Here is a 26279-nt window from a genome sequence, read left to right on the forward strand (position 1 = left end):
AAAAAATTACATACACTTTAAAAAGGTTGTCAAATAAATATTTATTTGACAGCCTTTTTTTTATACAATCTATTTAATCAAATTGTCTTACTTATTTTTTATCGTCATAAACAAGTTTATGAAAGTAGTACAAACTCATATCTATTTTTAGTCGTATGTTATTCTTTTTTGATGCAATTATATTTTTTTAATTATTTATCATGTTGTGTTAAAAAAACTATATATTTATAGTGTTTCATACTTTCAAAAGTAGGGTAAAATTATATCTCCAAAAATATAATTCCCTAGTAAAAGTAAAATATGAGAAGGAGAATAACTGCACAATTACCACTATTAGATTTTATTTTATCCAACTCTAAATCGTATGAAAAATTTTATTTTTTTGTTGTGTATTCTTTCTTTTCTTATGAGTATATCTCAAAATACTGTAGATAAAAATATTCTTTATAAAAAAATTGACACCATAAATGTATTAGTACAAGAAAGAGAAATCGAAAAAGCGAATAGTATTAGTGCAGAAATTCAAAAAAAATTAATTTCATTTGATACTAATACAAAATTAAATATATTATACAAGTTAAGTCTATCGTACTTACATCATAGTTATAATGATGAGGCAAAAAAAATACTATTAACTACTATACCTGAGATTAAACACTCTAATGATAATGAAATAAACGGGAAACTTTATAAGCAATTATGTTACATTGGTATTATTGAATATGATATTCCTTCTGCTACTAAATATTATGAGCTTTCAAAAAAATATTTTAATAAAACCTCTAATTCAAATTTACAATTCAACTTAGATTTACTTGTCTACAAAATGTATCTTAATCTTAAAAAATATGATACAGCGTTAAAAATTGCGAATACTTGTTATTCGAAAAGTTTACAAACGAAAGATAGTACACAATCTATAGATGCTTTGTCTGCATTAATAGATTATTATAAAGCCATAAAAGATTATAAAAATGTTTTAACATACTCAAAAAAAGGGATTGAAATTAGTTCTGCTGGCTTCTTAAATTCATATTCTTATTTTTTAGAAGAACAGTCAAATGTTTACATTCATCTTAAAAAATATGATTCTGCTACTTTATATTTTAAAAAAGCCTATCATGCTGTATCAAAAGATACTTCACCTTTTCACAATTATAAAGCTTGGCGTATTAATAAAATTGGAGCCGAATTATATACTCTATTGAATGATAAAGAAAATGCTATTAAACATTTAGACTTAACTAGTGAATATCCATTTGAAAATAATTTAAAAGAGCAAAGTGAATATATTTTTTTCAAAGCAGGTATTTATGAAAAATTAGGAAACTTTGATTTGGCTTTAAAAAACTTAAAATTATACTTAAACTTGAAAGATGAAATTGAGAAAAAAGAAGCGCAAAAGTATTTGATAAAATATACTTCTTTGTATGAAAGTATAGAAAAAGAAAAAAAAATTAATTCTCTGATAAAAGAAAATCATGAAAAAGAAATTCTAATATATAAAAGTAATCTGAAAAGAAAATTTACTTTATTCTATTTTACAATACTATTCATATTCACTATTTTATCTTTATATATTTGGTATCATTTTAAAACAAAAAAAATATTAATTAAAGCTGAAAATTTACGGTTTCAATCGGTTATAGATGCGCAAGAGAAGGAACGAATTAGAATTGCAAAAGATTTGCATGATGGTTTAGGTCAGAATATTTGTGCTATAAAAATGATTTGTTCAAACAGTTTGGATTTAGAGAATAAATCAAACCTAAAATTATTGCATATTATTGATGAAACTTATGAGGAGATTCGGAATATTTCTCATAATATGATGCCTAGTGTTCTCATTAAAAAAGGATTAATTCCTGCTATAAAAGAGATGATTGAAAAAATAGAACATAGTAGCAATATCTTTTTTGATTTTGAATATGATTGTTCGAATAAAATTGAAGAAGATGTATCAATTTCTATCTATCGTATTATTCAAGAATCGATTTCAAATATAATTAAACACTCGCAAGCAACTAAAGTAAAAATAAAATTAGGAAAAGAAAGAAAAAATCATGTTTTACTAATTAAAGATAACGGAATAGGATCAAAAGATTTGTCAATAGCTAATCTAATTAATGAACCTGATAGTAAAACACAAAAATTAGGTATAGGTTTAAAGAATATTCTATCTAGAACAAAAATGATTAAAGGTAATATTCACATTGATAGCAGTGTCAATCAAGGAACTTCTTTAAAAATATTTTTTTAGATTATTATTTTAAATGAAAGGTATAAAATGATTCAGTAAGAATTTTTATTCTTTTAAGTACATTTTATACCTTTTATTTAATGTTATTTAAGTATTATACTAATAACTTCTTAACGATAGTAGAAATAGTTTTCCCTTCTGCTTGTCCACCTATTTGTGCTGAAGCTAATCCCATTACTTTTCCCATAGATGCAATTCCAGATGCTCCTGTTTCTGCTATTATTTTTGCTATAATTGCTTCAATTTCTGTTTCTGATAATTGTGCTGGTAAGAATTTTTCAATAACTGCAATTTGTGCTAATTCTGGTTCTGCAAGATCTTGACGATTTTGTTTTGTGAATATTTCAGCACTATCTTTTCTCATTTTCACTAAACGTTGCAACATTTTAATTTCGTCTTGCTCTGACAATCCTTCTGATGCTCCTGTTTCAGTTTTTGCTAATATAATTGCCGATTTGATAGCTCTTAATGCTTCTAATGCTACTGTATCTTTTGCTTTCATGGCTTCTTTCATATTGTCCATGATTTTTACTTCTAAACTCATATTTTTTGATTAATTAATTATGTCTTTATTTTTGTTTTTTATTTTTAAAAACAGCATAACCGTTTTATTTAACTTTCTCTGTTAATGTGCAGAATATAAAAGATTACTAAAAAAGCCTTTAAAAAACTGTCACAAAAATAGTAAAAAAAATCCCGAAAATTTTACTTTACGGGACTTAGGTTAGGTTAATTTATGGAGATTTAATCTACATTATCATGTAAGAATGAGTTATTAGACCTTAATTGTAAATCATCATTACTATCTGATCCTAACGACATTCTAGATTGATTGCTTGTTGTGTTTGGTGTTGATGTAACATCAATTCCCATACGCTTATAAGCTGGTTGTTTTTCAATTTCGTCTATATGAGACGCATTATTATTGAATTTATAATTAAATTCTTTCATTTTGCGTTTACGTTCTTCTGCTCTTGCAATTAATGTTTCTTCTATTGTCATTTCAAAAGGAGATACATTCTCTAAACCATCATTATTTTGTGCTGCTGGTTTTTCTGTTTTTTTAACTGCAAAATTTAATTCTTCATCAACTGGCTCTTGAACTTCTTCAATAGGTTTTGATACTATTAATTCATTTTCCTTTTGCAAATAATCTTCTAAAGAATATCTTATTACTCCATTTTGATTTACTTCTGTAACAGGAACAACATTAATAGGATCTTTTACATCTATTTGTCTTGTATTCTCAGTTACTTCTGTTCTTTCAAAAGTTGCTCTTTGTTCTACCTTTTGTGTTCCAAATAAATCTAAAGAAAATGACAAGTCGTCCTTAGTTGCTACAAATTCTGGCTCAACAACTTCAATTTCTCTTATTTTTGGTGTAACAATTTCAAAACTTGGTGTTGGAGTTGGTGTTACAATTTCAAAAGAAACATCCATATTTTTGATTGCTTCATTTGTTTGAACTAAATCCATTGTTGGTTTAACATTTTGAATTTCAAATTGAATTTCTTGTTTCTCTTCAAGATTATAAACCACTTTTTCGTTTCCCTCTACATCAGAATTAGTTTCAGACTTGTTTTCTTGTTTTGATTCAAAAATAGGTTCATCTACCACCATATTTGCAATGGTTTTATTTGTTAAATCATGAACTATTTTTTGTTCCTCTTCTAATGAGTGAATAATTTTCTTTGGTTCTGAATTAACAATTTCGGCTTGCTGTTCTATATTAAATCCTGTTGCAATAATTGTTACTGCTACTGAATCTTCTAATGTTTCATCTTCACCTACTCCCATGATGATATTGGCATTGAAACCAGCTTCTGTTTGAATGAAGTCATTTATTTCTCCAATTTCATCAATTGTAATTTCTGAAGTACCTGAAACGATTAACAACAGTACATTTTTTGCACCTGTAATTTTATTATCATTTAATAATGGTGAATCTAAGGCACTCATTATTGCTTGTTTTGCTCTATCTTCTCCTGCAGCTATAGACGATCCCATAATAGCTGTTCCACTATTTGAAAGTACCGTTTTTGCATCTTTTAAATCGATATTTTGAGTATAGTGATGTGTAATAACTTCTGCAATTCCTCTTGCTGCTGTTGCTAATACTTCATCTGCTTTTGAAAATCCTGCTTTGAATCCAAGATTTCCATACACTTCTCTTAATTTATTATTATTAATAACAATTAATGAATCAACTTGTTTACGTAGTCTTTCAACTCCAAGCATTGCTTGCTCTGAACGAACTTTTCCTTCAAATTGAAATGGAATTGTTACAATTCCTACTGTTAAAATATCTCTTTCTTTTGCTAACTGTGCAATTACAGGTGCTGCACCAGTACCTGTACCGCCTCCCATTCCTGCTGTTATAAATAACATTTTTGTGTTTGTATCTAACATTTTTTCAATGTCAATGATACTTTCTAATGCTGATTGTTGCCCTACTTCTGGGTTTGCCCCAGCACCAAGACCTTCAGTAAGACTTACCCCTAACTGAATTTTGTTTGGAACAGCACTGCTTTGTAAAGCTTGTGAATCTGTGTTACAAACTATAAAATCAACTCCTTTAATTCCTTGTTTAAACATATGGTTGATGGCATTGCTACCACCTCCTCCTACTCCAATAACTTTGATAACGTTGGATTGGTTTTTTGGTAAATCAAATGAAATGCTTGTAAATTCTTCCATAATAGTACTTTTTATTCTGCGTTATCTAAAAACTCTTTAATCTTATCTATATACTTATCAAAAAATGACTTTTTGATTCTGTTTTCAGTAGATTCCGACTTAGGTTCTTCAATAACTTTCTCTTCTTCTACTTTTCCTTCTTCCACAGGTGTTTGAACTGGAACAGCTTCTTCTTTTTTCATTTCTACTAAAGGTATCGCACTTTTAGTATTATTACGAATACTGTTCATTACTAATCCTACTGCTGTTGCATATAACGGACTAGACAGTTCTTCGTTAGAATTTCCTGCTAAATGTTCGTTTGGATATCCTATTCTAGTATCCATTCCTGTAATATATTCCACTAATTGTTTAATATGTTGTAACTGAGCGCCACCTCCTGTTAAAACGATACCTGCAATTAGTTTCTTTTTAGGGTCTTCATGACCGTATAATTTTACTTCTGCATATACTTGCTCTATAATTTCCACTACACGTGCGTGGATAATCTTTGACAAGTTTTTCAATGATATTTCTTTTGGTTCTCTTCCTCTTAATCCTGGAATTGAAACAATTTCATTGTCTTTATTTTCTCCTGGCCATGCTGAACCAAAACGTACTTTTAATAGTTCTGCTTGTTTCTCAATGATAGAACAGCCTTCTTTTATATCTTCCGTGATTACATTTCCTCCAAACGGAATTACTGCTGTATGACGAATAATTCCATCTTTAAAAATGGCTAAATCTGTTGTTCCGCCACCTATATCTATCAATGCAACCCCTGCTTCTTTTTCTTCCTGACTTAAAACGGCATCAGCAGAAGCTAATGGTTCTAAGGTTAAACCTGATAATTCTAATCCTGAACTTTTTATACAACGACCAAGATTACGAATTGAAGCTGCTTGTCCTACAACTACATGGAAACTCGATTCTAATCGGCCTCCATACATTCCTATTGGTTCTTTTATTTCTGCCTGACCATCTACTTTAAATTCTTGTGGTAAAACATGAATAATTTCTTCACCAGGTAACATCGCTAATTTATGTACTTGTCCTATTAAGGCATCTATGTCTTCATCATCTATAACTTCATCAGCATTCGGACGACTTATATAATCACTATGTTGAATACTACGTATATGTTGACCTGCAATACCTACAACAACATCATTTATTTTGTATCCTGAATCACTTTCTGCTTCTAGAATAGCTTGTTGTATAGATTGAATTGTTTGTGTAATATTGTTCACAACACCTCTATGAACACCAAGACTTTTAGATTTTCCTACTCCTAAGATTTCTAATTTTCCGTATTCATTTTTTTTTCCTATCATTACTACGATTTTCGTAGTTCCGATATCTAATCCTACCGCAATATTATCTTTGTTCATAATTCTCCTATTTCTTACAAACTACTTGTTCTGTAAACATTACATTTACTTCTTTATAATGCTTAATTAATGTATCTTTCACAGCATGATGAAAAAAGGCTTTATAATTGTTTAGCTTTTTTTCAATATAAACTGGTTTTCCAAAAACTATTTTATAGTTATAATTTCTACTTGTTAAAATGACATTACCCGAAGGTAAAATTTGAACCCCTGTTATTTCCTTTTTTAAAAAACTGTCCTTATAAATTTCATTAAACAGCATAACATACCTATCCTTATCTTTATCATCAAAAGTTCCTATAACTAATGGAACTCTTGCAGAAAAGTTTTCAGACAAAGGCATTTTAACTCCTTTACTATCAAGGTAACACATGGTATTACCTGATACATATCGTACAATTGGGGACTTTTGTTTTATATGTGCATTTAGAGAACCATCTATAGTTGAAAAAACTTCAGATTTTTCAATCATTTCATGACCATTAAGAGCAGCTTCTAATACCTGCAAATCTACTCCATCTTTTTTAATTGCTAAAGCACCTCCCCATTTTTGTATTAAAAAGTTATTAACCATTTCGTGAGTTATGAACAAATTTTCTTGTCCGTCTTCAAATGAAATATTTACGCTTTTTATTACTCTATTTTGATTTCGTTTTGATGAAAAAGAATATAAAAATATCATCAAAAGTACAATCAATACTAAGCGTATATGTTGCCAATTAAATCTTTTCATATAATACTTTTTTTATATTTTTAACCATTTCTCCAATGTCTCCTGCACCTATTGTTATATATACATCTGCATTTGAATTTTCAAAAGTTCTTAACACTTCTTCCTTTTCAATTAATTTCTTTTTAGGATTATTAATCTTACTTAATAACCAATTTGATGTTACTCCTTCTATAGGTAATTCTCTTGCAGGATATATGTCTAATAACACAATCTCATCAAACTTTGATAAACTTTCTGCAAAACCATCAATAAAATCTTTTGTTCTTGAAAATAAATGCGGCTGAAATAGCGCCATTATCTTTTTATTTGGATACAATTCTCTTACTGCTTGATGGACTGCATTTATCTCTGTAGGATGGTGTGCGTAATCATCAATATAAACTATCTTTTCTTCTCTAATTTGAAATGAAAAACGTCTTCTAACACCTTTAAATGTAGCTAACGCTTCTTTTATTTTATTATTATCTAGTCCATAACTTTTTGCCATTGAAAATGCGATTAATGCATTTGATAAATTGTGATGTCCTGGTAAACTAAATTTTACATTTTCTATTATTTCTTGATTTGTATTAATATCAAAAACATAGAATCCGTTTTCTATCCTAATATTTTGAGCTTCATAATTTGCTTCTTCATTAATTCCAATAGTTTTCCCTTTTAAAGGCAATCCTTTTGCAATAAACAGGTTATTCGTTGTCACTTTATTAGAAAATTCTATAAATGAGGCTTCAATTGCGGATGCATCTCCATAAATATCGAGATGATCTGCGTCCATTGAAGTGATACAAGCTAAATTAGGATGTAGATGTAAAAATGAGCGATCAAATTCATCTGCTTCTACAACAGTTACTGTTTTTCCGCTTCCAATTAAATTTGAATTATAATTTTCAACTATTCCTCCTAAAAAGGCTGTTACATCAACTCCACTTTGATATAATATATGACCTAAAATACTTGATGTTGTCGTTTTTCCATGTGTTCCAGCAACTGCAAAACAGAATGTATCTTTAGTAATTATACCTAATACTTCTGCTCTTTTTTTAACATTGAAACCATTTGAAGTGAAATAATTCCATTCACTATGGTTTTTTGGAACTGCTGGTGTTATAATTATTAATGTATTTTCTTTGTTTAAATATTCCTGTGCAATTAAATCAATTGAATCTTCAAAATGAATTGATATTCCTAATTCTTGAAGTTCATCTGTTAATTGTGTTTTTGTTTTATCATACCCTGCAACATTCTTGCCAATATTCATAAAATAGCGCGCTAAAGCACTCATTCCGATTCCTCCGATTCCTATAAAATAAACGTTATGGATTTGGTTTAGATTCATTCTACTTGACAATTACTTATTTATTAACTAGTTATGTTTTTTTTTATTTATTCTTTAATGAGTTTTTCAATTTCATTCACAATTTCTTTTGTTGCATTTGGCAATGCTAGTTTGTGTATTTTTTTACTCAACTTAGCTTGTTTTTCATCGTTTGAAATTAAATCTGCAAAAACCTTTTTAAAATTTTCATCTAAATCTATTTCTTTTAGCATTATTGCTCCTTTTTTATTTAAAACAGCTTGAGCATTTTTTGTTTGATGATCTTCAGAAACGTTTGGAGAAGGAATGAAAACAGTTGGTTTTCCCACAATACATAGCTCTGAAACTGATGAAGCTCCTGAACGTGATATTATAACATCAGCAGCCGCATAAGCAAGATCCATTTTATCTATAAATGCTAATACATGTACATTTCCTTTTTTATTAAAATGATTGTATTCGTCAAAATATAGTTTCCCGCATTGCCATACTATTTGAACTCCTAGTTCCAATAAGAAATCAATCTCAGTTGCAATTAACTGATTTATTCTTCTTGCTCCAAGACTTCCTCCAAGTACTAAAAGTGTTCTTTTTGTACTATCAAGTCCGAAATAAGTAAGTCCTTCAATTCTTTTATCATCAATATCTAATAAATCTTGGCGCACAGGGTTTCCTGTTACAATCATTTTATCTTTTGGAAAAAAAGTATCTAAACCTTCATAAGCCACACAAATAGCGTTTGCCTTTTTGGCTAATAATTTATTTGTAATTCCTGGATATGAATTTTGTTCTTGAATAAGTGTAGGTATTCCTAAAATAGTTGCTACTTTTAAAACCGCTCCACTTGCAAAACCTCCTGTACCAATAACTACATTTGGTTTGAATTTTTTTATAATAATAAATGATTTCCATAAACTTGAAATTAGTTTAAACGGAAACATTAAATTTTGCATTGTTATTTTTCTTTGAATACCTGAAATCCAAAGTCCTTTTATATTATAGCCTGCTTGAGGCACTTTTTGCATTTCCATTTTATCTTTAGCTCCTACAAACAAAAATTCTGCATCAGGAAAACGAGTTTTTAACTCATTTGCAATTGCAATTGCAGGATAGATATGTCCTCCTGTTCCTCCACCGCTAATTATAAATTTGACTTTTTTTTCCATTTTTACTGATTTAAAATAGGTTCTAAAGGATTATTACTCTCTTCTTCTACTTCTTCATTTAAATCATTCAATTCTATTTCTCTATCTATTATTTGTTGTAACGCTCTCTCTCTTTTCTTTTTTTCTTCTTCATCCAATGCTACTTCTTCTTCTTTTTTAGTCACACTCAATATTACTCCAATAGCCACACACGTCATCCAAATAGAAGTTCCTCCACTACTAATTAGAGGTAATGTTTGCCCAGTAACTGGTAATAATTCAACAGCAACAGCCATATTAACTAAGGCTTGAAAAATAATAGGAAAACCTAATCCAATGATAAGTAGCTTTCCGAATAAACTAGAAGCCTTTTGAGCATTTATTATAAACCTAAAAAACAATAATAAATACAAAAAGATAATTCCTGTTGCACCAATCACTCCATACTCTTCAACAATTATTGCAAAAATAAAATCGGAAGAGGATTGAGGTAAGAAATTTTTCTGAACACTTTTACCAGGTCCTAAGCCATAAATACCTCCTGAAGCAATTGCGATTTTAGCTTTTTCAATTTGGTAATCATCATCTGTAGGTTTATTATCAACAAAACGTTCTATTCTATTTCCCCAAGTATTTACTCTACTAAACAATTTGTTATCTGGAAATGCTTTTGCAAATAACAGAAACAATAGCAATGAAGCAATCCCCATTCCAATTACAACTCCTAAGTATTTCAAAGGATAATGCCCTATAAAAATAAGCATACACACCATTGAAAAGATTAAAGCTGTAGTAGAAAAATTAGTTGGTAAAATCAGTACTAAAACACTAAAAACAGGAACCCAGAGTTCCAATAATGAATCTTTTAATGAATATTCTTTATCACTTACTTTTGCAAGATATCTTGCTACATAAACCATTAAAACTGTAAAGGCAAGTGTTGATGTTTGAAAACTAACTCCTACGAATGGTATTTGCACCCATCTACTCGCATTTGCACCTCCAATAACAGTACCTTGAAACAAGGTATATATCAATAATATAATAACTAATGGAATTCCAAAAATAGATAATGCTCTAAAATAATGATACGGAACTTTATGAATGAAGTATATAATTGCAAAGCCAAGAAACAAATGTCCTAAATGTTTTACTAAATACCCTAAAGTTGAGCCTTTACCTATTACATATACAAGGTTAGTACTAGCGCTATAAACAGGTAAAAAAGAGATTAGAGCTAATAGAAAAACTATCGCCCATATTACTTTATCTCCTCTTAATCTAGCTACTAAACTTGTCATTTTTATTATAGATTATATACTGCTTGTTTAAATTGTCTTCCTCTATCTTCATAGTTTTCAAATAGATCAAAACTTGCACAACATGGTGATAACAAGACTGAATCTCCTTTTTCAGCCATGCGTTGCGCTATTTTAACTGCTTCTTCCATAGATGTTGTTTCCACCATTGTATCAACTACACTACTAAATGTGCTAAACAATTTAGAATTATCAACTCCTAAGCAAACGATTCCTTTTACTTTTTCTCTTACTAACGACATTAATTCGTCATAATCATTTCCTTTGTCTACACCTCCTACAATCCAAATTGTAGGTGTTTTCATACTGTCTAATGCAAAAAATGTTGCATTTACATTTGTTGCTTTAGAATCATTTATATATTGAACGTTTTGAATTTTCAAAGTTTTCTCTAAACGATGTTCTGCTCCTTGAAAATTACTTAAGCTTTCTCTAATTGTTTGCTTTCTAATTTTCATTAATTGAGCTACAGCTGTTGCTGCCATTGCATTTTTAAGGTTATGCTTTCCTTCTAAAGCTAATTCATTTATTGGCATAGTAAATTTTTCGTTATTAATGTTGCTATTTAAGTTGTTTTCATTTAAAAATCCTCCTCTTTCTAATTCTTTCTCTATTGAAAAGGATATAATTTGTGCGTTTGTTTTATTATTTTGAAGCCATCTTTGAATTTCAATATCATCGTTATCTACTATCAAAAAATCATCTTCTGTTTGGTTTTTTATTATTCTAAATTTTGATTCTATATACAAATTGTAATCATAATTATATCTATCTAGGTGATCTGGACTTAGGTTTGTTATGATAGCAATATGTGGCTTGTAATTTATAATTCCATCTAATTGAAAGCTACTAAGTTCTAATACATACACATCATATTTATCTTCTGCTACTTGCCATGCAAAACTTTTTCCTATATTTCCAGCTAATCCTACATTTAAGCCTCCTTGTTTTAGTAAGTGATAAACTAACATTGTTGTTGTTGTTTTCCCATTACTTCCTGTTATTCCTATTGTTGTTGCTGTTGTAAACTGAGAAGCAAATTCTATTTCTGAAATAACTGGAATCTTTAGTTCCAATAGTTTCTTTACAATAGGTACTTTTTCAGGAATTCCAGGACTTTTCATGACTACATCAGCATTTAAAATCAAAGATTCTGTGTGCTTTTCATCTTCCCAAGCAATTTTATTAATCGTAAGAACTTCTTTATAATTTTCTTTTATTTTTCCAAAATCAGACACAAAAACATCATAGCCTTTCTTTTTTCCAAGTATAGCTGTTCCTATTCCGCTTTCTCCTCCTCCAAGTATGACTAGTCTCATATTTATCTTAGTTTTAATGAAACCAAAGAAAAAATAGCTAATAAGATTGCAACAATCCAAAAACGTGTTACAATTTTACTTTCATGATATCCTTTCTTTTGATAATGGTGATGTAATGGTGACATTAAGAAAATACGTTTTCCTTCTCCATATTTTTTCTTTGTGTATTTAAAGTAACTTACTTGTAGCATCACGGATAAATTTTCAGCTAAGAAAACACCGCATAGAATAGGAATCATCAATTCTTTTCGGATTGCAATAGCAATTACAGCAATAATACCTCCTATCGTTAAACTACCTGTATCTCCCATAAAAACAGATGCTGGATAAGTATTATACCAAAGAAATCCAACTAATGCTCCTACAAAAGAGGCTATATATATTGTCATTTCTCCAGAATTTGGTATATACATTATATTGAGATAATCTGAAAAAATTACATTTCCCGATACGAACGCAAAGAGTCCTAATGTTAATACCGATATTGCTGACGTTCCTGCTGCCAAGCCATCTATCCCATCTGTTAAATTTGCTCCATTTGAGACTGCTGTAATAATAAATATAACAACTGGAATAAAGATTAACCAAGCCCAGTCTTCATATCCATCACCCATGAATGACAACACTTTAGCATAATCAAATTCGTTATTCTTTAGAAATGGAATTGTTGTTGATGTTGATTTTTCTTGAAGAAAAGTAGTATCTATATTTTCTGTTTTTATTCGTTCTCCAATAGTATCTTTTCTTACTGTTACGTTTGGATGAAGGTATAAAACAGATCCTACAATTAAACCTAAGCCTACTTGACCTATTACTTTAAAAATTCCTTTTAGTCCTTGTTTATCTTTTTTAAATATTTTTATATAATCGTCAATAAATCCTATAGTTCCCATCCATAAGGTTGTCATAATTAAAAGGGCAACATAAATATTATCTAATTTCGCTAATAAGAAAACAGGAATTAAAGTTGCCATAATAATAATGATTCCTCCCATTGTAGGTGTACCTGCTTTCTCGCTTTGTCCTTCTAAACCTAACTCCCTTACCGTTTCTCCAACTTGTTGTTTCCTTAAGAAATTGATTATTTTTTTTCCATATATTGTAGCTATTAATAGTGATAAAATAAATGCAAATGCAGAACGAAAGGTTATGTATTGAAACACTCCTGCACCTGGAAAATCAAATGTTTTATCTAAATATTTAAAAATGTAATATAGCATACTTTCCTATTTAAATTCAAAATCCAAATCTTTATTATAATTATTTTAGCGATTCGATTTTGTTTGTTTATTATTTATTTGTTCAATTTTTCTAATAGCTCTACAACTGTTTTTAAATCATCAAAATCATGACGAACACCATTAATTTCTTGATATGTTTCGTGTCCTTTTCCTGCAATTAATATAATGTCGTTAGAGTTTGCTAATTGACAAGCTGTTTTAATTGCTTGTTTTCGATCTACAATTGAAACCGTTTTTTTAAAATTTTGTGGTTCTACTCCTTTTTCCATTTCTTCAATAATCGATTCTGGATTTTCAGTTCTTGGATTATCTGAAGTAAAAATTACTTTTGTGCTTAGCTCAGAGGCAATTTGTGCCATTATTGGTCTTTTCGTTTTGTCTCTATCTCCTCCGCAACCTACAACTGTAATTAACTGCTCGTTTTTTGTACGAATATCATCTATTGTTTTCAATACATTTTCTAATGCATCTGGTGTGTGAGCATAATCTACAATAGCTGTGATTTTTTGCTCGGAAACGATATATTGAAAACGTCCTGAAACACTTTCTAATGCAGAGATTAATCGTAATGCTTCTTGTTCTTCAAGTCCTAATTCTATTGCTGTTGCAAATATTGCTAATAAGTTATACGCATTAAAAGACCCTATTAGTTTTGTCCATACTTCATGATTATTTATTTTTAATAATAATCCTGTGAATTGATTTTCTAGTATTTGTGCTTTATAGTCAGCATATGATTTTAAAGCGTATGTTATTTTTTTAGCTTTGGTATTTTGGAACATAATTGCTCCATTTTTATCATCTACATTTGAAATAGCAAAAGCTGCTTTTGGTAGATTATCAAAGAAAACTTTTTTAACATCTCTATATTCTGCAAATGTTTTATGGTAATCTAAATGATCGTGAGATAGATTTGTAAAAACACCACCTTGAAACTGTAATCCTTCTGTTCTTTTTTGATGAATACCATGTGAACTCACTTCCATAAAACAAAATTCACAACCTATTTCAACCATTTCGTTTAAATAATAATTAATCATTAACGAATCTGGAGTTGTATGTGTTGCTTTATATTCTATTTCATTAACCATTATTTTCACAGTTGAAAGTAACCCTACTTTATATCCTGCATTTTTAAATAATTGAAATAATAAAGAAGCTATTGTGGTTTTTCCGTTTGTTCCTGTAATTCCTACTAATTTTAATTTTACAGAAGGGTTTTCGAAATAATTTGCTGCTATAAATGCTAAAGCTTCATTTGAACTGACTACTTTAATATAAGTAACACCATTAACTATCACTTTAGGAAAATCTTCACAAATTATAGCTGTTGCTCCTTGACTTAATGCCTTTTCTATATAATCATGTCCGTCTGAAATTGTTCCTTTTATTGCCACAAAAACATCGTTCAACTCTATTTTTCTAGAGTCGAATTCTATTTTATTAACTGCAATATCTGTTGTTCCTTTTACAGCTTCTATTCTTACTTTATATAATATGTCTTTTAAGATCTTCATGATAACTCTAGTGTTATTATTTGATTCTTTTTTATTTTTTCTCCTGCTTTAACGGATTGATTCTTTACTTTACCAATACCAATTACATTTACTTTTACTCCCAATGTTTCTAATAATGCTACAGCATCCATTCCATTCATTCCTTCTACATTTGGCACAGAAGAAGTATTAGATTGTACTTGTTTATAATAAGCGTTATAGCTTTTTTCTGTTATATTTATTTTTCCATCAAAATCTTTTATATGATTTGTTGGAGGAGAATCTGTATAAATTTTTTGTGCAATTCTTTTAAAAACAGGTCCTGCTACGTCAACACCATAATAACCCGCAGAAACATTTGGCTTATGAACAACTACAATACAAGAATATTTTGGATTTGTAGCTGGAAAATATCCTGCGAAAGATGATGAATAAAATAATTTTGATTTATCTCGATAATTTACTTGCGCTGTTCCTGTTTTTCCTGCCATTGAAAAATCTTTAGAATATAGTTTTGCACCTGTTCCTCTTTTTACTACGTTTTCCAAAATAGCTCTTACTTGCGATAAAGCCTCATCTGATGCTATTTTTGGATTTATTATTTCAGTGTCATATTTTATTATTGTTTTATTCCACTCTTTAATTTCTTTTACAAAAAGTGGTTTTACCATTACACCGTTATTTGCTACTGCATTATACAATGTTAAAGTTTGTAAAGGCGTCATAGCTAAGTTATATCCAAATGCCATCCAAGGTAATGTTGTTCCAGACCAACTTTTAGTTCCTGGTTGTGGAATTATAGGCTTTCCTTCACCTATAAGTTGTAAACCTAGTGGTTTATTTAATCCGTAACTATTAATTCTATCCACAAATTGTTTTGGATTGTCTTTATATGCATCATAAACAGCCTGAACAACTACTGTATTTGAAGAAACTTCAAACCCTCTTGCTAATGAGATTTTTCCATAACCTCCTTTTTTAGAATCTCTTACTTTCTTTTTATAGAATTCAATTACTCCTCCACGTGTGTCATAAACCTTACTTGTATCTACTTTTTTATCATCAAGCAAAGCTATTAAGTCCATTATTTTGAAAGTAGATCCTGGTTCTTGTGTTTCAGCAACAGCGTAATTTTGTGTTTCATAATATGAGCCATCTTTTGCTCTTCCTAAATTTGAAATTGCTTTTATTTCACCTGTTACTGTTTCCATTACCACTACACATCCGTGGTCTGCTTCATAATACTCTAATTGTTTTAACAATGCATGATGAGCAATATCTTGAATGTAAACGTCTATTGTTGAAATAATATCATAACCATCTTGAGGTTCTAATTCATTATTATCATTTATTGGTTTCCACTGACTTTTTGCAATTTTCTGCATCATTCTATGTCCGTTTTCACCATTTATATATTGTCTGAATGCAAATTCTAATCCTTTTCCATCACTATTTGAACGTTCATAACCAATTGTCCGTTGTGCAATAAGACCTATAGGATGTTCTCTCACTGTTTTTTGCTCTACAATAATTCCTCCTTTATATGCTCCTTTATTAAATAGCGGAAAACTTTTTATACGCATATAATCTGTATAACTTAATTTTCTTGCTATTAAATAATATCTGTTTTTATTAGCTCTAGCTTTTTGCAATTCTGCTTGGTAATGTCCTGTACTTTTCCCAAACATAATAGATAAAGAATCACTTAATGCTTTTATGTTTTCATTAAAGTTTTCCTTTGTAGGTGATAATGCATCGAATCGGATAGTATATTCTGGAATTGAAGTAGCTAATAAACTTCCATCTGATGAATATACATTTCCTTTATTTGCAGGAATTGTGAAGTTTTTAACGGTTCTTTCTTTTGCTAATTTTCTATAATAATCTCCTTCAACCCATAGAATATTATTGAGTTTTATCATAATAAAAACAGCCATCACAAACATTGTGAAAGCTACTAAGTACATACGGTAGTTACTATTTTTCTCTTTTACTGCCATATTTTTAGTTTATCTATAAAACTTTTATCTTCTTCTTTTTTAGTTTTTACAATAATCTTTGTAGGTGGAACATTAGATGGAAAAATATCTCTTTGTTCCATTTTTTTTGCGACAGTAGATTCCATCTTCAATTTCATCAATTCCGAACGTCTATCTACAAATTCCGAACGAAGCTCTTTTACTTTATTTGTTAGCTCTGTGATTCTATAATTTTTAGCATCATATCTATGATTATTTGCAATCATTATCATCGCTAAAAAAATTAGAAAAACAATAAATTTCCAGTTCTTTAAGGCATCATCACTTACAAGAAATTTTGCTTTTAATAAACTGTATATACTATTTTTCATTTTCATTTTTTCTCTGCTACTCTTAGTTTTGCACTTCTTGCTCTATTATTTACTGCTATTTCTTCTGCTGTTGGGATAATTAGTTTTTCAATACTTTTAAATGGCACTTCAAAATTCCCAAAGAAGTCACGTTCTGGCTCTCCTTCAAACATTCCGTTTTTCATAAATCTTTTTACCAATCTATCTTCTAAAGAATGATATGAGATAACACTTAATCTTCCTCCTGTTTCTAGTATTTCTAATGATTGTTCTAAAAATTCTTTTAAAACTTCCATTTCTTGATTTACCTCTATTCTAATAGCCTGATATATTTGTGCTAATATTTTATTACTCTTGTGTCCTGGTAAAAAACGAGCCAAAACTTGCTTTAAATGTTCAGAATCTTTTATTTGTTTATCCTTACGAGCCATAACAATTACATTAGCCATAGCTCCTCCATTTTTAAGTTCTCCATAATCTAGAAAAACTCGTTTCAAATCTTGTTCATCATATTCATTTACTACATGAAAAGCACTTATATCTCCTTTTTGGTTCATCCTCATATCTAATTCAGCATCAAATCGAGTAGAAAATCCTCTTTCTGCAACATCAAATTGATGAGACGAAACGCCTAAATCTGCTAAAATTCCATCTACTTTTTTTATTCCATGAAAACGAAGAAATCTTTTTATGTTTCTAAAATTTTCGTTTATCAATAAGAAACGATCATCTTTTAAAGCATTATTCAAAGCATCTTCATCTTGATCAAAAGCAATCAATCTTCCTTCTTCTCCTAAACGAGACATAATTTCTTTAGAATGTCCACCGCCACCAAACGTAACATCTACATAAATGCCATTTGGTTTAATATTTAAACCATCCACTGTTTCCTTTAACAAAACCGGATTATGATATTCCATCTCCATCATCAATTAAATTACCCATTACTTCTTCAGCTAAATCAGCAAAATCGTCTGCTGCATTTTCAATTGTATTTTCATACAAATCTTTATCCCAAATTTCAACAATATTTACTGCTGAAGACAACACTATATCTTTGTCAATTTTTGCAAAAACAACTAAATCTTTTGGAATCAACACTCTTCCTGTTGCATCAATTTCTATCATTTTAACGCCAGCAGTAAATCGACGAATAAAATCATTATTCTTTTTTACAAATCGATTTAACTTGTTGATTTTCTGCATCATTTTATTCCATTCATCCATTGGATACAATTCTAAACAAGGTTGAAAAACAGAACGTTTTAACACAAAACCATCTTCCAAAGAACCTAATTGTTTCTTTAGAGAAGCTGGAAGCATTAACCTTCCTTTTGCATCTACTTTACATTCATATGTTCCAATTATTGTACTCAATTTACTCTTATAGGATTAAATTCTATACAAATTTAGAAATTTTTTACCACTTTATACCACTTACTACCACTTTGTTAATAAGTTTTTCCACTTTAACAAGTAACTTTTTTGCACATTTTTCGCTTTTATTACTAAAATTAATAGCTGGCAAATATTTTATAAAACAAATTCAAACAGTTGAAAATTCTTTTTTTAATAAGAAAATGCTGAAAATTAATCATTTAGAATCATTTTAAGTCCAAAAAACACTCTTTAGAAATAGTTTTTTCAATTCCTTTTTATTCCTGTATAAAATGTTATATTTGTGAAAATTTCAGAAATAAATTTGAAGTTAATTTTATGCTAAAGAAAGAAAAGAAATACACCTATTTTGAATCTGGAGAAGGTACCCCAATAATAGTATTACATGGTTTAATGGGTGGCTTAAGCAACTTTGATGCTGTTGCTACTTTTTTTCCTGAAAAAGGGTACAAAGTTGTTATTCCTGAGCTACCATTATACACTCAAAATATACTGAAAACCAATGTGAAGGCTTTTTCTAAATTTGTAAAAGATTTTATTATCCATAAAGGATTTGATAAAGTAATTTTATTAGGAAACTCACTAGGTGGTCATATTGCTTTATATCATGCAAAAATGTATCCTGAATTAATGAAAGGGTTAGTTATCACAGGAAGCTCTGGTTTATACGAAAGCGGAATGGGCGAAAGCTATCCTAAACGTGGTGATTATGAATACATTAAAAAGAAAAGTGAAGATGTTTTTTACAATCCAGAAATAGCTACAAAAGAAATTGTAGATGAAGTTTTTGCGACTGTAAATGACCGAATTAAATTACTTAAAACGCTAACTATTGCAAAAAGCGCAATAAGACATAATATGGGTAATGATTTACCTAAAATGAAAATACCTACTTGTATAATTTGGGGGAAAAATGACAAAGTAACACCTCCCGAGGTTGCTGAAGAATTTGACAAATTACTCCCTAATTCTGAACTATTTTGGATTGATAAATGTGGTCATGCTGCTATGATGGAACATCCAGATGAGTTCAATAGATTATTATATCATTGGTTAGTTAAAAATAACATATAATAATTCCCCTATTTGGGGAATTTCAGTTTAAACAAAATGAAAATAACAAGCGCTGAGTTCATAATTAGTAATTCTGATGTAAGTAAATGTCCTAACGAACCTTTACCGGAATATGCATTTATTGGCAGATCGAATGTAGGGAAATCTTCTCTTATCAACATGCTAACCAATCATAAAAACTTAGCCAAAACATCAGGAAAACCTGGAAAAACACAATTAATCAATCACTTTAAAATTAATTTAAATTGGTTTTTAGTCGATTTACCAGGATATGGATATGCGAGAGTTTCTAAAAAAACGAAAGAGGTTTTTCAACAATTTATTACTGATTATTTTGAAAAAAGACAACAACTAGTTTGTGCTTTTGTACTAATTGACATTCGCTTAGAAGCTCAAAAAATAGATTTAGAGTTTATTAATTATTTAGGAGAAACAGAAGTTCCATTTTGTATTATTTTCACAAAAGCTGACAAAATAGGCAAAGTAAAAGCTCAACAAAATGTAGCCGCTTATAAAAAGAAAGTCATGGCGAACGGTTGGGAAGAAATGCCTCAACATTTTATAACTTCGTCATCAGAAGGAATTGGAAGAGATGAATTATTAGCTTTTATAGACCAAATTAATTCCGAATTCAAAAAAGAGCCTTTTTAATTCTGTTTTGTTTTTTAATAGTATATTTACTACGTCAAACAAAATAACAATTTATATACTATGAAAAAAATCATCCTAAGTGCTTTGCTATTTAGCACGCTATTGGCATGTAAAAACGATTCTACCTCTCCAAGCGGAAACCTGTTTGAAACTACGAATGAAGCAGATACAAACGAAAGTGCTAATAAAGTAATTAGCTATTACAATGCTTTTATTGAGTACGATTCTAGCACTTCTAAAAAGATCGATAATCTTTTAAATAATGACTACAGCAAGTTTGAAAAAATGGTTACAACCAAACAAAAATCGAACACCATATTAACTTGGATTGCGTTCACTGGCTTAAAAACATCAACAACTGTAGGATATGGAACAAACCAAGTGGATCTTATGAAACCCGAATTTTATTTAGATGATGCTCTTGCTGCTAAAATAAAACCCTTAATCTTAGAAATGTCTGAATCGTTTACAGCAACAAAAAACACTTACGAAGAGTTTAAAAAATATTTCGTTAATGAAGACTACAAAGACGACAATTGGGAAAAAGCAAGCCAATTTTTAAGCGATATAGACAAAAATACTGTAGCCTTTTATAAAAATAGAGATGAATTTCTTAAAATAATTGATGACAATGTTTCAAGTGCTGAAGAAAAGATTTTAGAAAATCATCCTATAAAAGATGCCATTTTACATACTAAAAAAACCTTAAAAATAGTAGACGAAATGATAGTTCAAGTAGCCGAAGAGACAACACCAATAGAGGTAATAGAAAAAGCATATTCTACATTAGAAGAAAGAGTAAAAACGAGCAAAGAAATAAATCAAGAGAAGTTAAAAGAACAAAACAAACTAGATTCTTTTACCGATTTCTACAATGAAATCGAAACGATGCTTGGAAGCATTAGAAAAGCAAAAAGAGATGGAGCCATATCTGACAATGATTATAGAGACATTAATTACAAATACAGTAATGTAATTTCAAATTATAATCGATTTGTTAAATAAATAAAAAGGGAGAATTTAAAATTCTCCCTTTTTATTTAAGCTCCATTTTTTCTGCGAAGTAATCACAAAAATCTTTCATTGTAGCTGACATTTTCTCATCGTTTGTTGCTCGCTGAAATGTATCTGACATTGCCACAAGCGTTTGATGAAAAAACAATTTCATTTCATCAACAGGCATATCTTTTGTCCAAAGATCTATTCGTAATGTTTCTTGTGCTTTTGAATCCCATAAAGAAACCATCATTGCCTTTGCTTCTTCATGATCCACACCACCATCTTGCGCTGTCCAAGTTAATTTTTCAGGAACTCTATTTTCATCTAATTCTACTAAGAATTTAATTTCAGATGTACTATTTGCCATTATTTACTAGGTTTATATTTAGAATTTTCAAAAATTGTTTTAGCATCTATTACTAATAATTCGCCTAACGAAATATCATTATTTTCCATATAACTACGAACAATTTGCCAACCAATCCATTGTCCTACTCTACCTGGAGATTCCGCATCAATATCCTGATAAAATTTAGAAAACGGGGCTTCGTTTATAAATCTAAATTCATTTTTAACATTTGAATCATATAGTAATTTATTATCTATAAAATAACTCCATATTTGATATTCATTTTCTTTACACCAAGCTAATTGTTGTTCTGTATATGCTATTTTATTAGCTTCAGAAACATTTGGTATTAATTTATCTTTCATATACAATTCCTTACCATGATATATAATTAATGATAAGAAATTTCTATCCTTTGGGCTTGCTATTTTTCCATAACAAAAACTAGAAACTAAATCAGGTAATATTTGATTTTCTTCAAAAGTAATTCTTTGATAATCTGGAAAATCTGAATAAAAAGGATGATCTTTCCCTAAATAACAATCTAATGAAATTAAAGCAATTGAATCTGCATAAATTGCTTTTGCTTCTCTATCCACTTCACTTATTAATGTAATTACCCTAGGTGTATTGTATTTTGGAAAATAATATTGTACTCTTTTAAAAAAATCACTTAATTCATCTTCTAGCTTATTTGTTTCAGAATATTTATTAATTACTTCTCCATACAATTTTTGGAGTAATGGATCAGATAGCTTATTTGTCCAAACAGTATCATGATTTCCACTAGGAAACAAAAAAGGATATTGATTTTTTATTGACTCTAAATCACTTGGCTTTGATTCATAAAACAGTTTATCAAAACGCTCTATGTTGAATTTTACTGGAATTTCAGCTACTTTTTCTTCCGTTTTATCTTCTTCTTTACAAGAGAATAATAGAATGAAAAATGAAAAAATGAAAAACTTCTTCATATAAGGTATTTTTTATAATTTTATAAAAATTTAAGGAATCTGAAATTCCTGAAAAATGAAAACGCAAATATACAGTATACGTTACTAAATTTTCTTAAAAAAATGACAAATTCAAATAGTTTCAATGCAGAAAAAATCAATCAACATATTGTAAAATGGTTACTCGATTACGCAACCAATGCAAAAGTGAAAGGTTTTGTTGTAGGAATATCTGGAGGAATTGATAGTGCATTAACATCTACACTATGTGCTCAAACTGGTTTACCAACACTTTGTGTAGAAATGCCAATTCATCAGGCTGAAAGCCATGTAAATAGAGCAAATGAGCATATTAATCAATTAAAAAGTCGCTTTTCAAACGTTACTAATGAGCGTGCTGATTTGACTCCTGTTTTTGAAACTTTTAAACATCAAGTTACTTCTTCCGAAAACGAAGCTGTTTTAAACTTATCTTTAGCCAATGTAAGAGCACGATTAAGAATGACTACATTATATTATTTTGCTGGAATTCATGGTTTATTGGTTACTGGAACAGGTAATAAAATCGAAGATTTTGGTGTTGGTTTTTTTACCAAATATGGTGATGGTGGTGTTGATTTAAGTCCAATTGCTGATTTAATGAAAAGCGAAGTTAGATTGTTAGCAAAATATTTACACGTTCCTGAAAGCATTCTAAAAGCAAAACCTACAGATGGATTGTTTGGCGATGACAGAAGCGATGAGGATCAAATAGGTGCTAATTATGAAGAATTAGAATGGGCAATGTTAGAATCTGAAAAAGGGAAGACAGAAGATGATTTTTCTGGCAGACAAGCTACTGTTTTTAGCATCTACACTCGACTAAACACTATTAACCAACATAAAATGATTCCTATTCCAGTATGTATAATTCCCAAAATTTTAAAGCAGATTTAAATATATTATTAAATTAATTAACAAGTATTTACTTTTTTTTCACTAACTTTGATAATAAATCAGTTTTTTTGTTAAATTTAACACTAAAGGTATGATAAAAATTTGTGTTGCTGATAACCATCCTGTTGTAATACAAGGAATTAAATCTTATTTCAGCGCTAATGCTGCTATAGAAATTGTTGCGACTGCGACTAAACTAGATGACCTCACTACTATTTTACAGTCCAAAACCGTTGATGTAATTTTATTAGATATTGAACTAGATGGAATATCAAGTATAAGGGATATTAAAAATCTTTTAAAAGATTTTTCTGAATCCAAAATTATTCTTTTCACTTCTGTTTCTGAAAAGATGTACGCGCCAACAGCTATTAAGGCTGGAGTTTCTGCTTATATTTTAAAATCTAATCCTTTAAAAGATTTAGAAAATGCTATCTATAAAGTAAATCAGGGTATTGTCATTTTTAGTGACGCTGTAAAAAGAAGTATTGATCTTTTAAATAAAGGAAAGAAGACAGATCGTCTTTATAAGAAATTATCAACAAGAGAAGTAGAAGTACTTCGTTATTTAAATGATGGTAAAAAGAATAAAGAAATTGCGGAAATTTTAGACTTAGATGAAAAAACGATTAGTACATATAAACTTCGTTTATTAGCGAAATTAAATGTTACTAATTTAGTTGACTTATTAAGTAAGGCTAAAAGTTTAGATATTATTTAAGAGTATCGACTCATTACTCTACCCAATTTTTTAGAGAACATATTGGTAAGACCAAGATAGTCCATTACCATAGATAATGTTTCCGAATTGTCATCTCTGTTTTGAGTTGACATTTCTGTTTTTAGTTCTTCTATAATTTTATTTACCCAATACCATCTTAATGTTAGTATTGTTTCGGTGACATATTGTGCTATTGTTTTGTCTTTTTGTTTCACAATTATCTGTTGTGATTCCCAATTATGCAGAACTTCTCTTTCTTCATTCATTAAAATGGAAGTAACCTCTTGTGCAATTTCATTATCTAATTGCATGATGTATTTTTCCATCTCAAAACTCTCATTTTGATGGTAATAATTAATTAGATTAGTATAGATAGCTTGAAATATAGGGTTTGCTAATTCTATTTCGTCTTCTTGCAAGCTCAAATAAATTCGTTGATATACTTTGTAAGGATTTGTTTCTTTTACTTCAATAAAATCTCCTTCTTCATTTGCTTTTATCATTACATCTTCAAAATCTTCTATTGAATCTCCGTAGAGTAATAACATTTCAATTATTTTTCTTTCAAGTTCATTTTGAATGTCAATTTTAGCATTTGAAGCTGCATTTTCATTTTTGTGAACCTGAAATGCTTTTTGTTCTTCCTTGAATTTTTTATTTGTTTCTGTTAATTCCTTTTTATCTAATTGAGCTAAAGTATTAAATAAGACTTCTTCAGAAATATCCATAATTCTTGAACATTCTTGTAAGTAAACTTCCCTCTTAATTCTATCTGGAATTTTTGAGATACTTATTACCATATCTCTAATCAAGTCGGCTTTTTTAATTGGATCGTTTTTAGCTTCTTTCATTAACAATGAAGCTTTAAACTGAATAAAATCTTTAGCATTTTCTTCTAAGAATAACACTAATTTATCGTAAGGTGTTTTCTTTGCAAAACTATCTGGATCTTCTCCATCTGGGAAAGCACAAACTCTCACATTTACACCTGCTTCTAATATTAAATCTATTCCTCTAATTGAAGCTCTTAATCCTGCTGCATCTCCATCAAAAAGAACAGTAATATTTTTTGTTAAACGACTTATTAATCGTATTTGATCTGGCGTTAAAGCTGTTCCAGAAGAAGCTACTACGTTTTCAATTCCTGCTTGGTTAAATTGAATTACATCTGTATATCCTTCAACTAAATAACAATTATCTTGTTTGGCAATTGCTTGTTTTGCATGATAAATTCCATAAAGCACTTTGCTTTTATGATAAATTTCACTTTCTGGTGAATTAACATATTTCGCTGCTTTTTTATCATTAGTTAAAATTCGTCCTCCAAATCCTAAAACACGACCACTCATGCTTTGAATAGGAAACATTACTCTGCCTTTAAAGCGATCAAATTGTTTATCTTCTTTTACAATAGTTAATCCTGTTTTTTCAAGGAATTCTAATTTATATCCTTTCCCTAAAGCTTCTTTTGTAAAAGCATCCCAAGAGTTTGGTGAATATCCTAAACTAAATTTTTTAATAATTTCTAATGTAAACCCTCTCTCTTTAAAGTATGTTAATCCTATTGCTTTTCCTTCATCCGTTTCTAATAGTGTATGATTAAGAAATTTATTTGCAAATTCGGAAACCAAATACATACTTTCTTTTTCATTAGCCACAGCCAAGTCTTCATTAGTTTGAACTGTTTCTTCAACTTCAATGTTATATTTTTTTGCTAAAAATTTTATAGCTTCAGGATATGTAAAATGTTCGTGTTCCATTAAAAATGTTACTACATTTCCTCCTTTTCCTGATGAGAAATCTTTCCAAATTTGTTTTACTGGAGAAACCATAAATGAGGGTGATTTTTCATCTACAAATGGGCTTAATCCTTTAAGATTACTTCCTGAGCGTTTTAATTGTACAAAATCACCTATAACCTCCTCTACACGAGCTGTTTCAAATACATTTTCTATGGTAGATTTTGATATCAAA

The 26279-nt window shown here is 29.3% G+C and carries 23 protein-coding genes; 6 read left to right on the forward strand and 17 right to left on the reverse strand.

Features of this window, described 5'->3' with window-relative positions:
* Positions 1–364: 364 nt before the first annotated feature.
* Positions 365–2260 carry a tetratricopeptide repeat-containing sensor histidine kinase gene (locus LXD69_RS02155; protein ID WP_246917145.1) on the forward strand — a complete coding sequence of 632 codons (1896 nt, stop codon included), beginning with the start codon at positions 365–367 and terminating at the stop codon, positions 2258–2260.
* Between the two features lie 94 nt (positions 2261–2354).
* On the opposite strand, the gene LXD69_RS02160 is transcribed toward LXD69_RS02155, so the two are convergent.
* The 14 genes from LXD69_RS02160 to mraZ form a co-directional block, all read right to left on the reverse strand.
* Positions 2355–2804: a GatB/YqeY domain-containing protein gene (locus LXD69_RS02160; protein WP_045967529.1), complete on the reverse strand. Its 450-nt coding sequence runs from the start codon at positions 2802–2804 to the stop codon at positions 2355–2357.
* A gap of 200 nt (positions 2805–3004) precedes the next feature.
* A complete protein-coding gene (ftsZ, locus tag LXD69_RS02165; RefSeq protein ID WP_246917148.1) occupies positions 3005–4957 on the reverse strand; it encodes a cell division protein FtsZ in 1953 nt (650 codons plus the stop codon).
* Positions 4958–4968: 11 nt separating this feature from the next.
* Positions 4969–6327, reverse strand: coding sequence for a cell division protein FtsA (gene ftsA, locus LXD69_RS02170; RefSeq protein ID WP_045967527.1), 1359 nt, complete (start codon positions 6325–6327; stop codon positions 4969–4971).
* A gap of 7 nt (positions 6328–6334) precedes the next feature.
* Positions 6335–7060: a cell division protein FtsQ gene (locus LXD69_RS02175; RefSeq protein WP_246917151.1), complete on the reverse strand. Its 726-nt coding sequence runs from the start codon at positions 7058–7060 to the stop codon at positions 6335–6337.
* A complete protein-coding gene (murC, locus tag LXD69_RS02180) occupies positions 7047–8396 on the reverse strand; it encodes a UDP-N-acetylmuramate--L-alanine ligase (RefSeq protein ID WP_246917154.1) in 1350 nt (449 codons plus the stop codon). The genes LXD69_RS02175 and murC overlap by 14 nt, the downstream gene beginning before the upstream one ends.
* A gap of 47 nt (positions 8397–8443) precedes the next feature.
* Positions 8444–9541 carry an undecaprenyldiphospho-muramoylpentapeptide beta-N-acetylglucosaminyltransferase gene (gene murG, locus LXD69_RS02185; RefSeq protein WP_246917157.1) on the reverse strand — a complete coding sequence of 366 codons (1098 nt, stop codon included), beginning with the start codon at positions 9539–9541 and terminating at the stop codon, positions 8444–8446.
* Positions 9542–9543: 2 nt separating this feature from the next.
* Complete coding sequence (locus LXD69_RS02190; protein WP_246917160.1) at positions 9544–10821, reverse strand: FtsW/RodA/SpoVE family cell cycle protein; 1278 nt, start codon at positions 10819–10821, stop codon at positions 9544–9546.
* A 5-nt stretch (positions 10822–10826) separates the two neighbouring features.
* Positions 10827–12158 (reverse strand): UDP-N-acetylmuramoyl-L-alanine--D-glutamate ligase, encoded by a 1332-nt coding sequence (gene murD / locus LXD69_RS02195; RefSeq protein ID WP_246917162.1) that lies wholly within the window; start codon positions 12156–12158, stop codon positions 10827–10829.
* 2 nt (positions 12159–12160) lie between these two features.
* Positions 12161–13378 (reverse strand): phospho-N-acetylmuramoyl-pentapeptide-transferase, encoded by a 1218-nt coding sequence (gene mraY, locus LXD69_RS02200; protein ID WP_045967521.1) that lies wholly within the window; start codon positions 13376–13378, stop codon positions 12161–12163.
* Positions 13379–13452: 74 nt separating this feature from the next.
* The gene (locus LXD69_RS02205) at positions 13453–14916 is read right to left on the reverse strand and encodes a UDP-N-acetylmuramoyl-L-alanyl-D-glutamate--2,6-diaminopimelate ligase (protein ID WP_246917165.1); all 1464 of its coding nucleotides are present in this window, start codon (positions 14914–14916) and stop codon (positions 13453–13455) included.
* Entirely contained in the window at positions 14913–16895 is a 1983-nt protein-coding gene (locus LXD69_RS02210) for a penicillin-binding protein (protein WP_246917168.1), read from the reverse strand. Before LXD69_RS02210 ends, LXD69_RS02205 begins: the two co-directional genes overlap by 4 nt.
* The gene (locus LXD69_RS02215) at positions 16886–17245 is read right to left on the reverse strand and encodes an FtsL-like putative cell division protein (RefSeq protein ID WP_045967518.1); all 360 of its coding nucleotides are present in this window, start codon (positions 17243–17245) and stop codon (positions 16886–16888) included. Before LXD69_RS02215 ends, LXD69_RS02210 begins: the two co-directional genes overlap by 10 nt.
* A gap of 2 nt (positions 17246–17247) precedes the next feature.
* Positions 17248–18144 carry a 16S rRNA (cytosine(1402)-N(4))-methyltransferase RsmH gene (gene rsmH, locus LXD69_RS02220; protein WP_045968246.1) on the reverse strand — a complete coding sequence of 299 codons (897 nt, stop codon included), beginning with the start codon at positions 18142–18144 and terminating at the stop codon, positions 17248–17250.
* Entirely contained in the window at positions 18131–18601 is a 471-nt protein-coding gene (mraZ, locus tag LXD69_RS02225; protein ID WP_082084300.1) for a division/cell wall cluster transcriptional repressor MraZ, read from the reverse strand. Before mraZ ends, rsmH begins: the two co-directional genes overlap by 14 nt.
* A gap of 339 nt (positions 18602–18940) precedes the next feature.
* Between mraZ and LXD69_RS02230 the strand changes: the two genes are divergently transcribed.
* The 3 genes from LXD69_RS02230 to LXD69_RS02240 are packed head-to-tail and all read left to right on the forward strand — an operon-like array spanning position 18941 to position 21352.
* The gene (locus LXD69_RS02230; RefSeq protein WP_045967517.1) at positions 18941–19696 is read left to right on the forward strand and encodes an alpha/beta fold hydrolase; all 756 of its coding nucleotides are present in this window, start codon (positions 18941–18943) and stop codon (positions 19694–19696) included.
* Between the two features lie 36 nt (positions 19697–19732).
* Positions 19733–20347, forward strand: coding sequence for a ribosome biogenesis GTP-binding protein YihA/YsxC (gene yihA / locus LXD69_RS02235; RefSeq protein ID WP_045967516.1), 615 nt, complete (start codon positions 19733–19735; stop codon positions 20345–20347).
* Between the two features lie 60 nt (positions 20348–20407).
* Positions 20408–21352, forward strand: coding sequence for a DUF3829 domain-containing protein (locus tag LXD69_RS02240; RefSeq protein WP_246917171.1), 945 nt, complete (start codon positions 20408–20410; stop codon positions 21350–21352).
* A gap of 31 nt (positions 21353–21383) precedes the next feature.
* On the opposite strand, the gene gldC is transcribed toward LXD69_RS02240, so the two are convergent.
* Both gldC and gldB read right to left on the reverse strand, forming a co-directional pair.
* Positions 21384–21713, reverse strand: a complete 330-nt coding sequence (gene gldC, locus LXD69_RS02245; RefSeq protein WP_246917174.1) for a gliding motility protein GldC — start codon at positions 21711–21713, stop codon at positions 21384–21386.
* Positions 21713–22669, reverse strand: coding sequence for a gliding motility lipoprotein GldB (gene gldB, locus LXD69_RS02250; RefSeq protein ID WP_246917176.1), 957 nt, complete (start codon positions 22667–22669; stop codon positions 21713–21715). Before gldB ends, gldC begins: the two co-directional genes overlap by 1 nt.
* 102 nt (positions 22670–22771) lie before the next feature.
* Between gldB and nadE the strand changes: the two genes are divergently transcribed.
* Together nadE and LXD69_RS02260 are read left to right on the forward strand one after the other, a co-directional pair.
* Positions 22772–23584 carry an NAD(+) synthase gene (gene nadE, locus LXD69_RS02255; RefSeq protein ID WP_045967512.1) on the forward strand — a complete coding sequence of 271 codons (813 nt, stop codon included), beginning with the start codon at positions 22772–22774 and terminating at the stop codon, positions 23582–23584.
* A gap of 91 nt (positions 23585–23675) precedes the next feature.
* Positions 23676–24305 carry a response regulator transcription factor gene (locus LXD69_RS02260; protein WP_045967511.1) on the forward strand — a complete coding sequence of 210 codons (630 nt, stop codon included), beginning with the start codon at positions 23676–23678 and terminating at the stop codon, positions 24303–24305.
* Here LXD69_RS02260 and dnaG read toward each other — a convergent pair.
* Positions 24302–26278, reverse strand: a complete 1977-nt coding sequence (gene dnaG / locus LXD69_RS02265; RefSeq protein WP_246917179.1) for a DNA primase — start codon at positions 26276–26278, stop codon at positions 24302–24304. The two genes, LXD69_RS02260 and dnaG, sit on opposite strands and share 4 nt — an antisense overlap.
* Between the last annotated feature and the right edge of the window lies 1 nt (position 26279).

Origin of the sequence: Flavobacterium sediminilitoris (assembly GCF_023008245.1) — a bacterium.
GTDB classification, from domain to species: Bacteria; Bacteroidota; Bacteroidia; order Flavobacteriales; family Flavobacteriaceae; genus Flavobacterium; species Flavobacterium sediminilitoris.

Excerpts from the sequence above, each read along its gene's own strand:
- LXD69_RS02155 (WP_246917145.1), top strand. The coding sequence starts at position 365 with ATGAAAAATTTTATTTTTTTGTTGTGTATTCTTTCTTTTCTTATGAGT.
- LXD69_RS02160 (WP_045967529.1), bottom strand. The coding sequence starts at position 2,804 with ATGAGTTTAGAAGTAAAAATCATGGACAATATGAAAGAAGCCATGAAA.
- ftsZ (WP_246917148.1), bottom strand. The coding sequence starts at position 4,957 with ATGGAAGAATTTACAAGCATTTCATTTGATTTACCAAAAAACCAATCC.
- ftsA (WP_045967527.1), bottom strand. The coding sequence starts at position 6,327 with ATGAACAAAGATAATATTGCGGTAGGATTAGATATCGGAACTACGAAA.
- LXD69_RS02175 (WP_246917151.1), bottom strand. The coding sequence starts at position 7,060 with ATGAAAAGATTTAATTGGCAACATATACGCTTAGTATTGATTGTACTT.
- murC (WP_246917154.1), bottom strand. The coding sequence starts at position 8,396 with ATGAATCTAAACCAAATCCATAACGTTTATTTTATAGGAATCGGAGGA.
- murG (WP_246917157.1), bottom strand. The coding sequence starts at position 9,541 with ATGGAAAAAAAAGTCAAATTTATAATTAGCGGTGGAGGAACAGGAGGA.
- LXD69_RS02190 (WP_246917160.1), bottom strand. The coding sequence starts at position 10,821 with ATGACAAGTTTAGTAGCTAGATTAAGAGGAGATAAAGTAATATGGGCG.
- murD (WP_246917162.1), bottom strand. The coding sequence starts at position 12,158 with ATGAGACTAGTCATACTTGGAGGAGGAGAAAGCGGAATAGGAACAGCT.
- mraY (WP_045967521.1), bottom strand. The coding sequence starts at position 13,378 with ATGCTATATTACATTTTTAAATATTTAGATAAAACATTTGATTTTCCA.
- LXD69_RS02205 (WP_246917165.1), bottom strand. The coding sequence starts at position 14,916 with ATGAAGATCTTAAAAGACATATTATATAAAGTAAGAATAGAAGCTGTA.
- LXD69_RS02210 (WP_246917168.1), bottom strand. The coding sequence starts at position 16,895 with ATGGCAGTAAAAGAGAAAAATAGTAACTACCGTATGTACTTAGTAGCT.
- LXD69_RS02215 (WP_045967518.1), bottom strand. The coding sequence starts at position 17,245 with ATGAAAAATAGTATATACAGTTTATTAAAAGCAAAATTTCTTGTAAGT.
- rsmH (WP_045968246.1), bottom strand. The coding sequence starts at position 18,144 with ATGGAATATCATAATCCGGTTTTGTTAAAGGAAACAGTGGATGGTTTA.
- LXD69_RS02230 (WP_045967517.1), top strand. The coding sequence starts at position 18,941 with ATGCTAAAGAAAGAAAAGAAATACACCTATTTTGAATCTGGAGAAGGT.
- yihA (WP_045967516.1), top strand. The coding sequence starts at position 19,733 with ATGAAAATAACAAGCGCTGAGTTCATAATTAGTAATTCTGATGTAAGT.
- LXD69_RS02240 (WP_246917171.1), top strand. The coding sequence starts at position 20,408 with ATGAAAAAAATCATCCTAAGTGCTTTGCTATTTAGCACGCTATTGGCA.
- gldC (WP_246917174.1), bottom strand. The coding sequence starts at position 21,713 with ATGGCAAATAGTACATCTGAAATTAAATTCTTAGTAGAATTAGATGAA.
- gldB (WP_246917176.1), bottom strand. The coding sequence starts at position 22,669 with ATGAAGAAGTTTTTCATTTTTTCATTTTTCATTCTATTATTCTCTTGT.
- nadE (WP_045967512.1), top strand. The coding sequence starts at position 22,772 with ATGACAAATTCAAATAGTTTCAATGCAGAAAAAATCAATCAACATATT.
- LXD69_RS02260 (WP_045967511.1), top strand. The coding sequence starts at position 23,676 with ATGATAAAAATTTGTGTTGCTGATAACCATCCTGTTGTAATACAAGGA.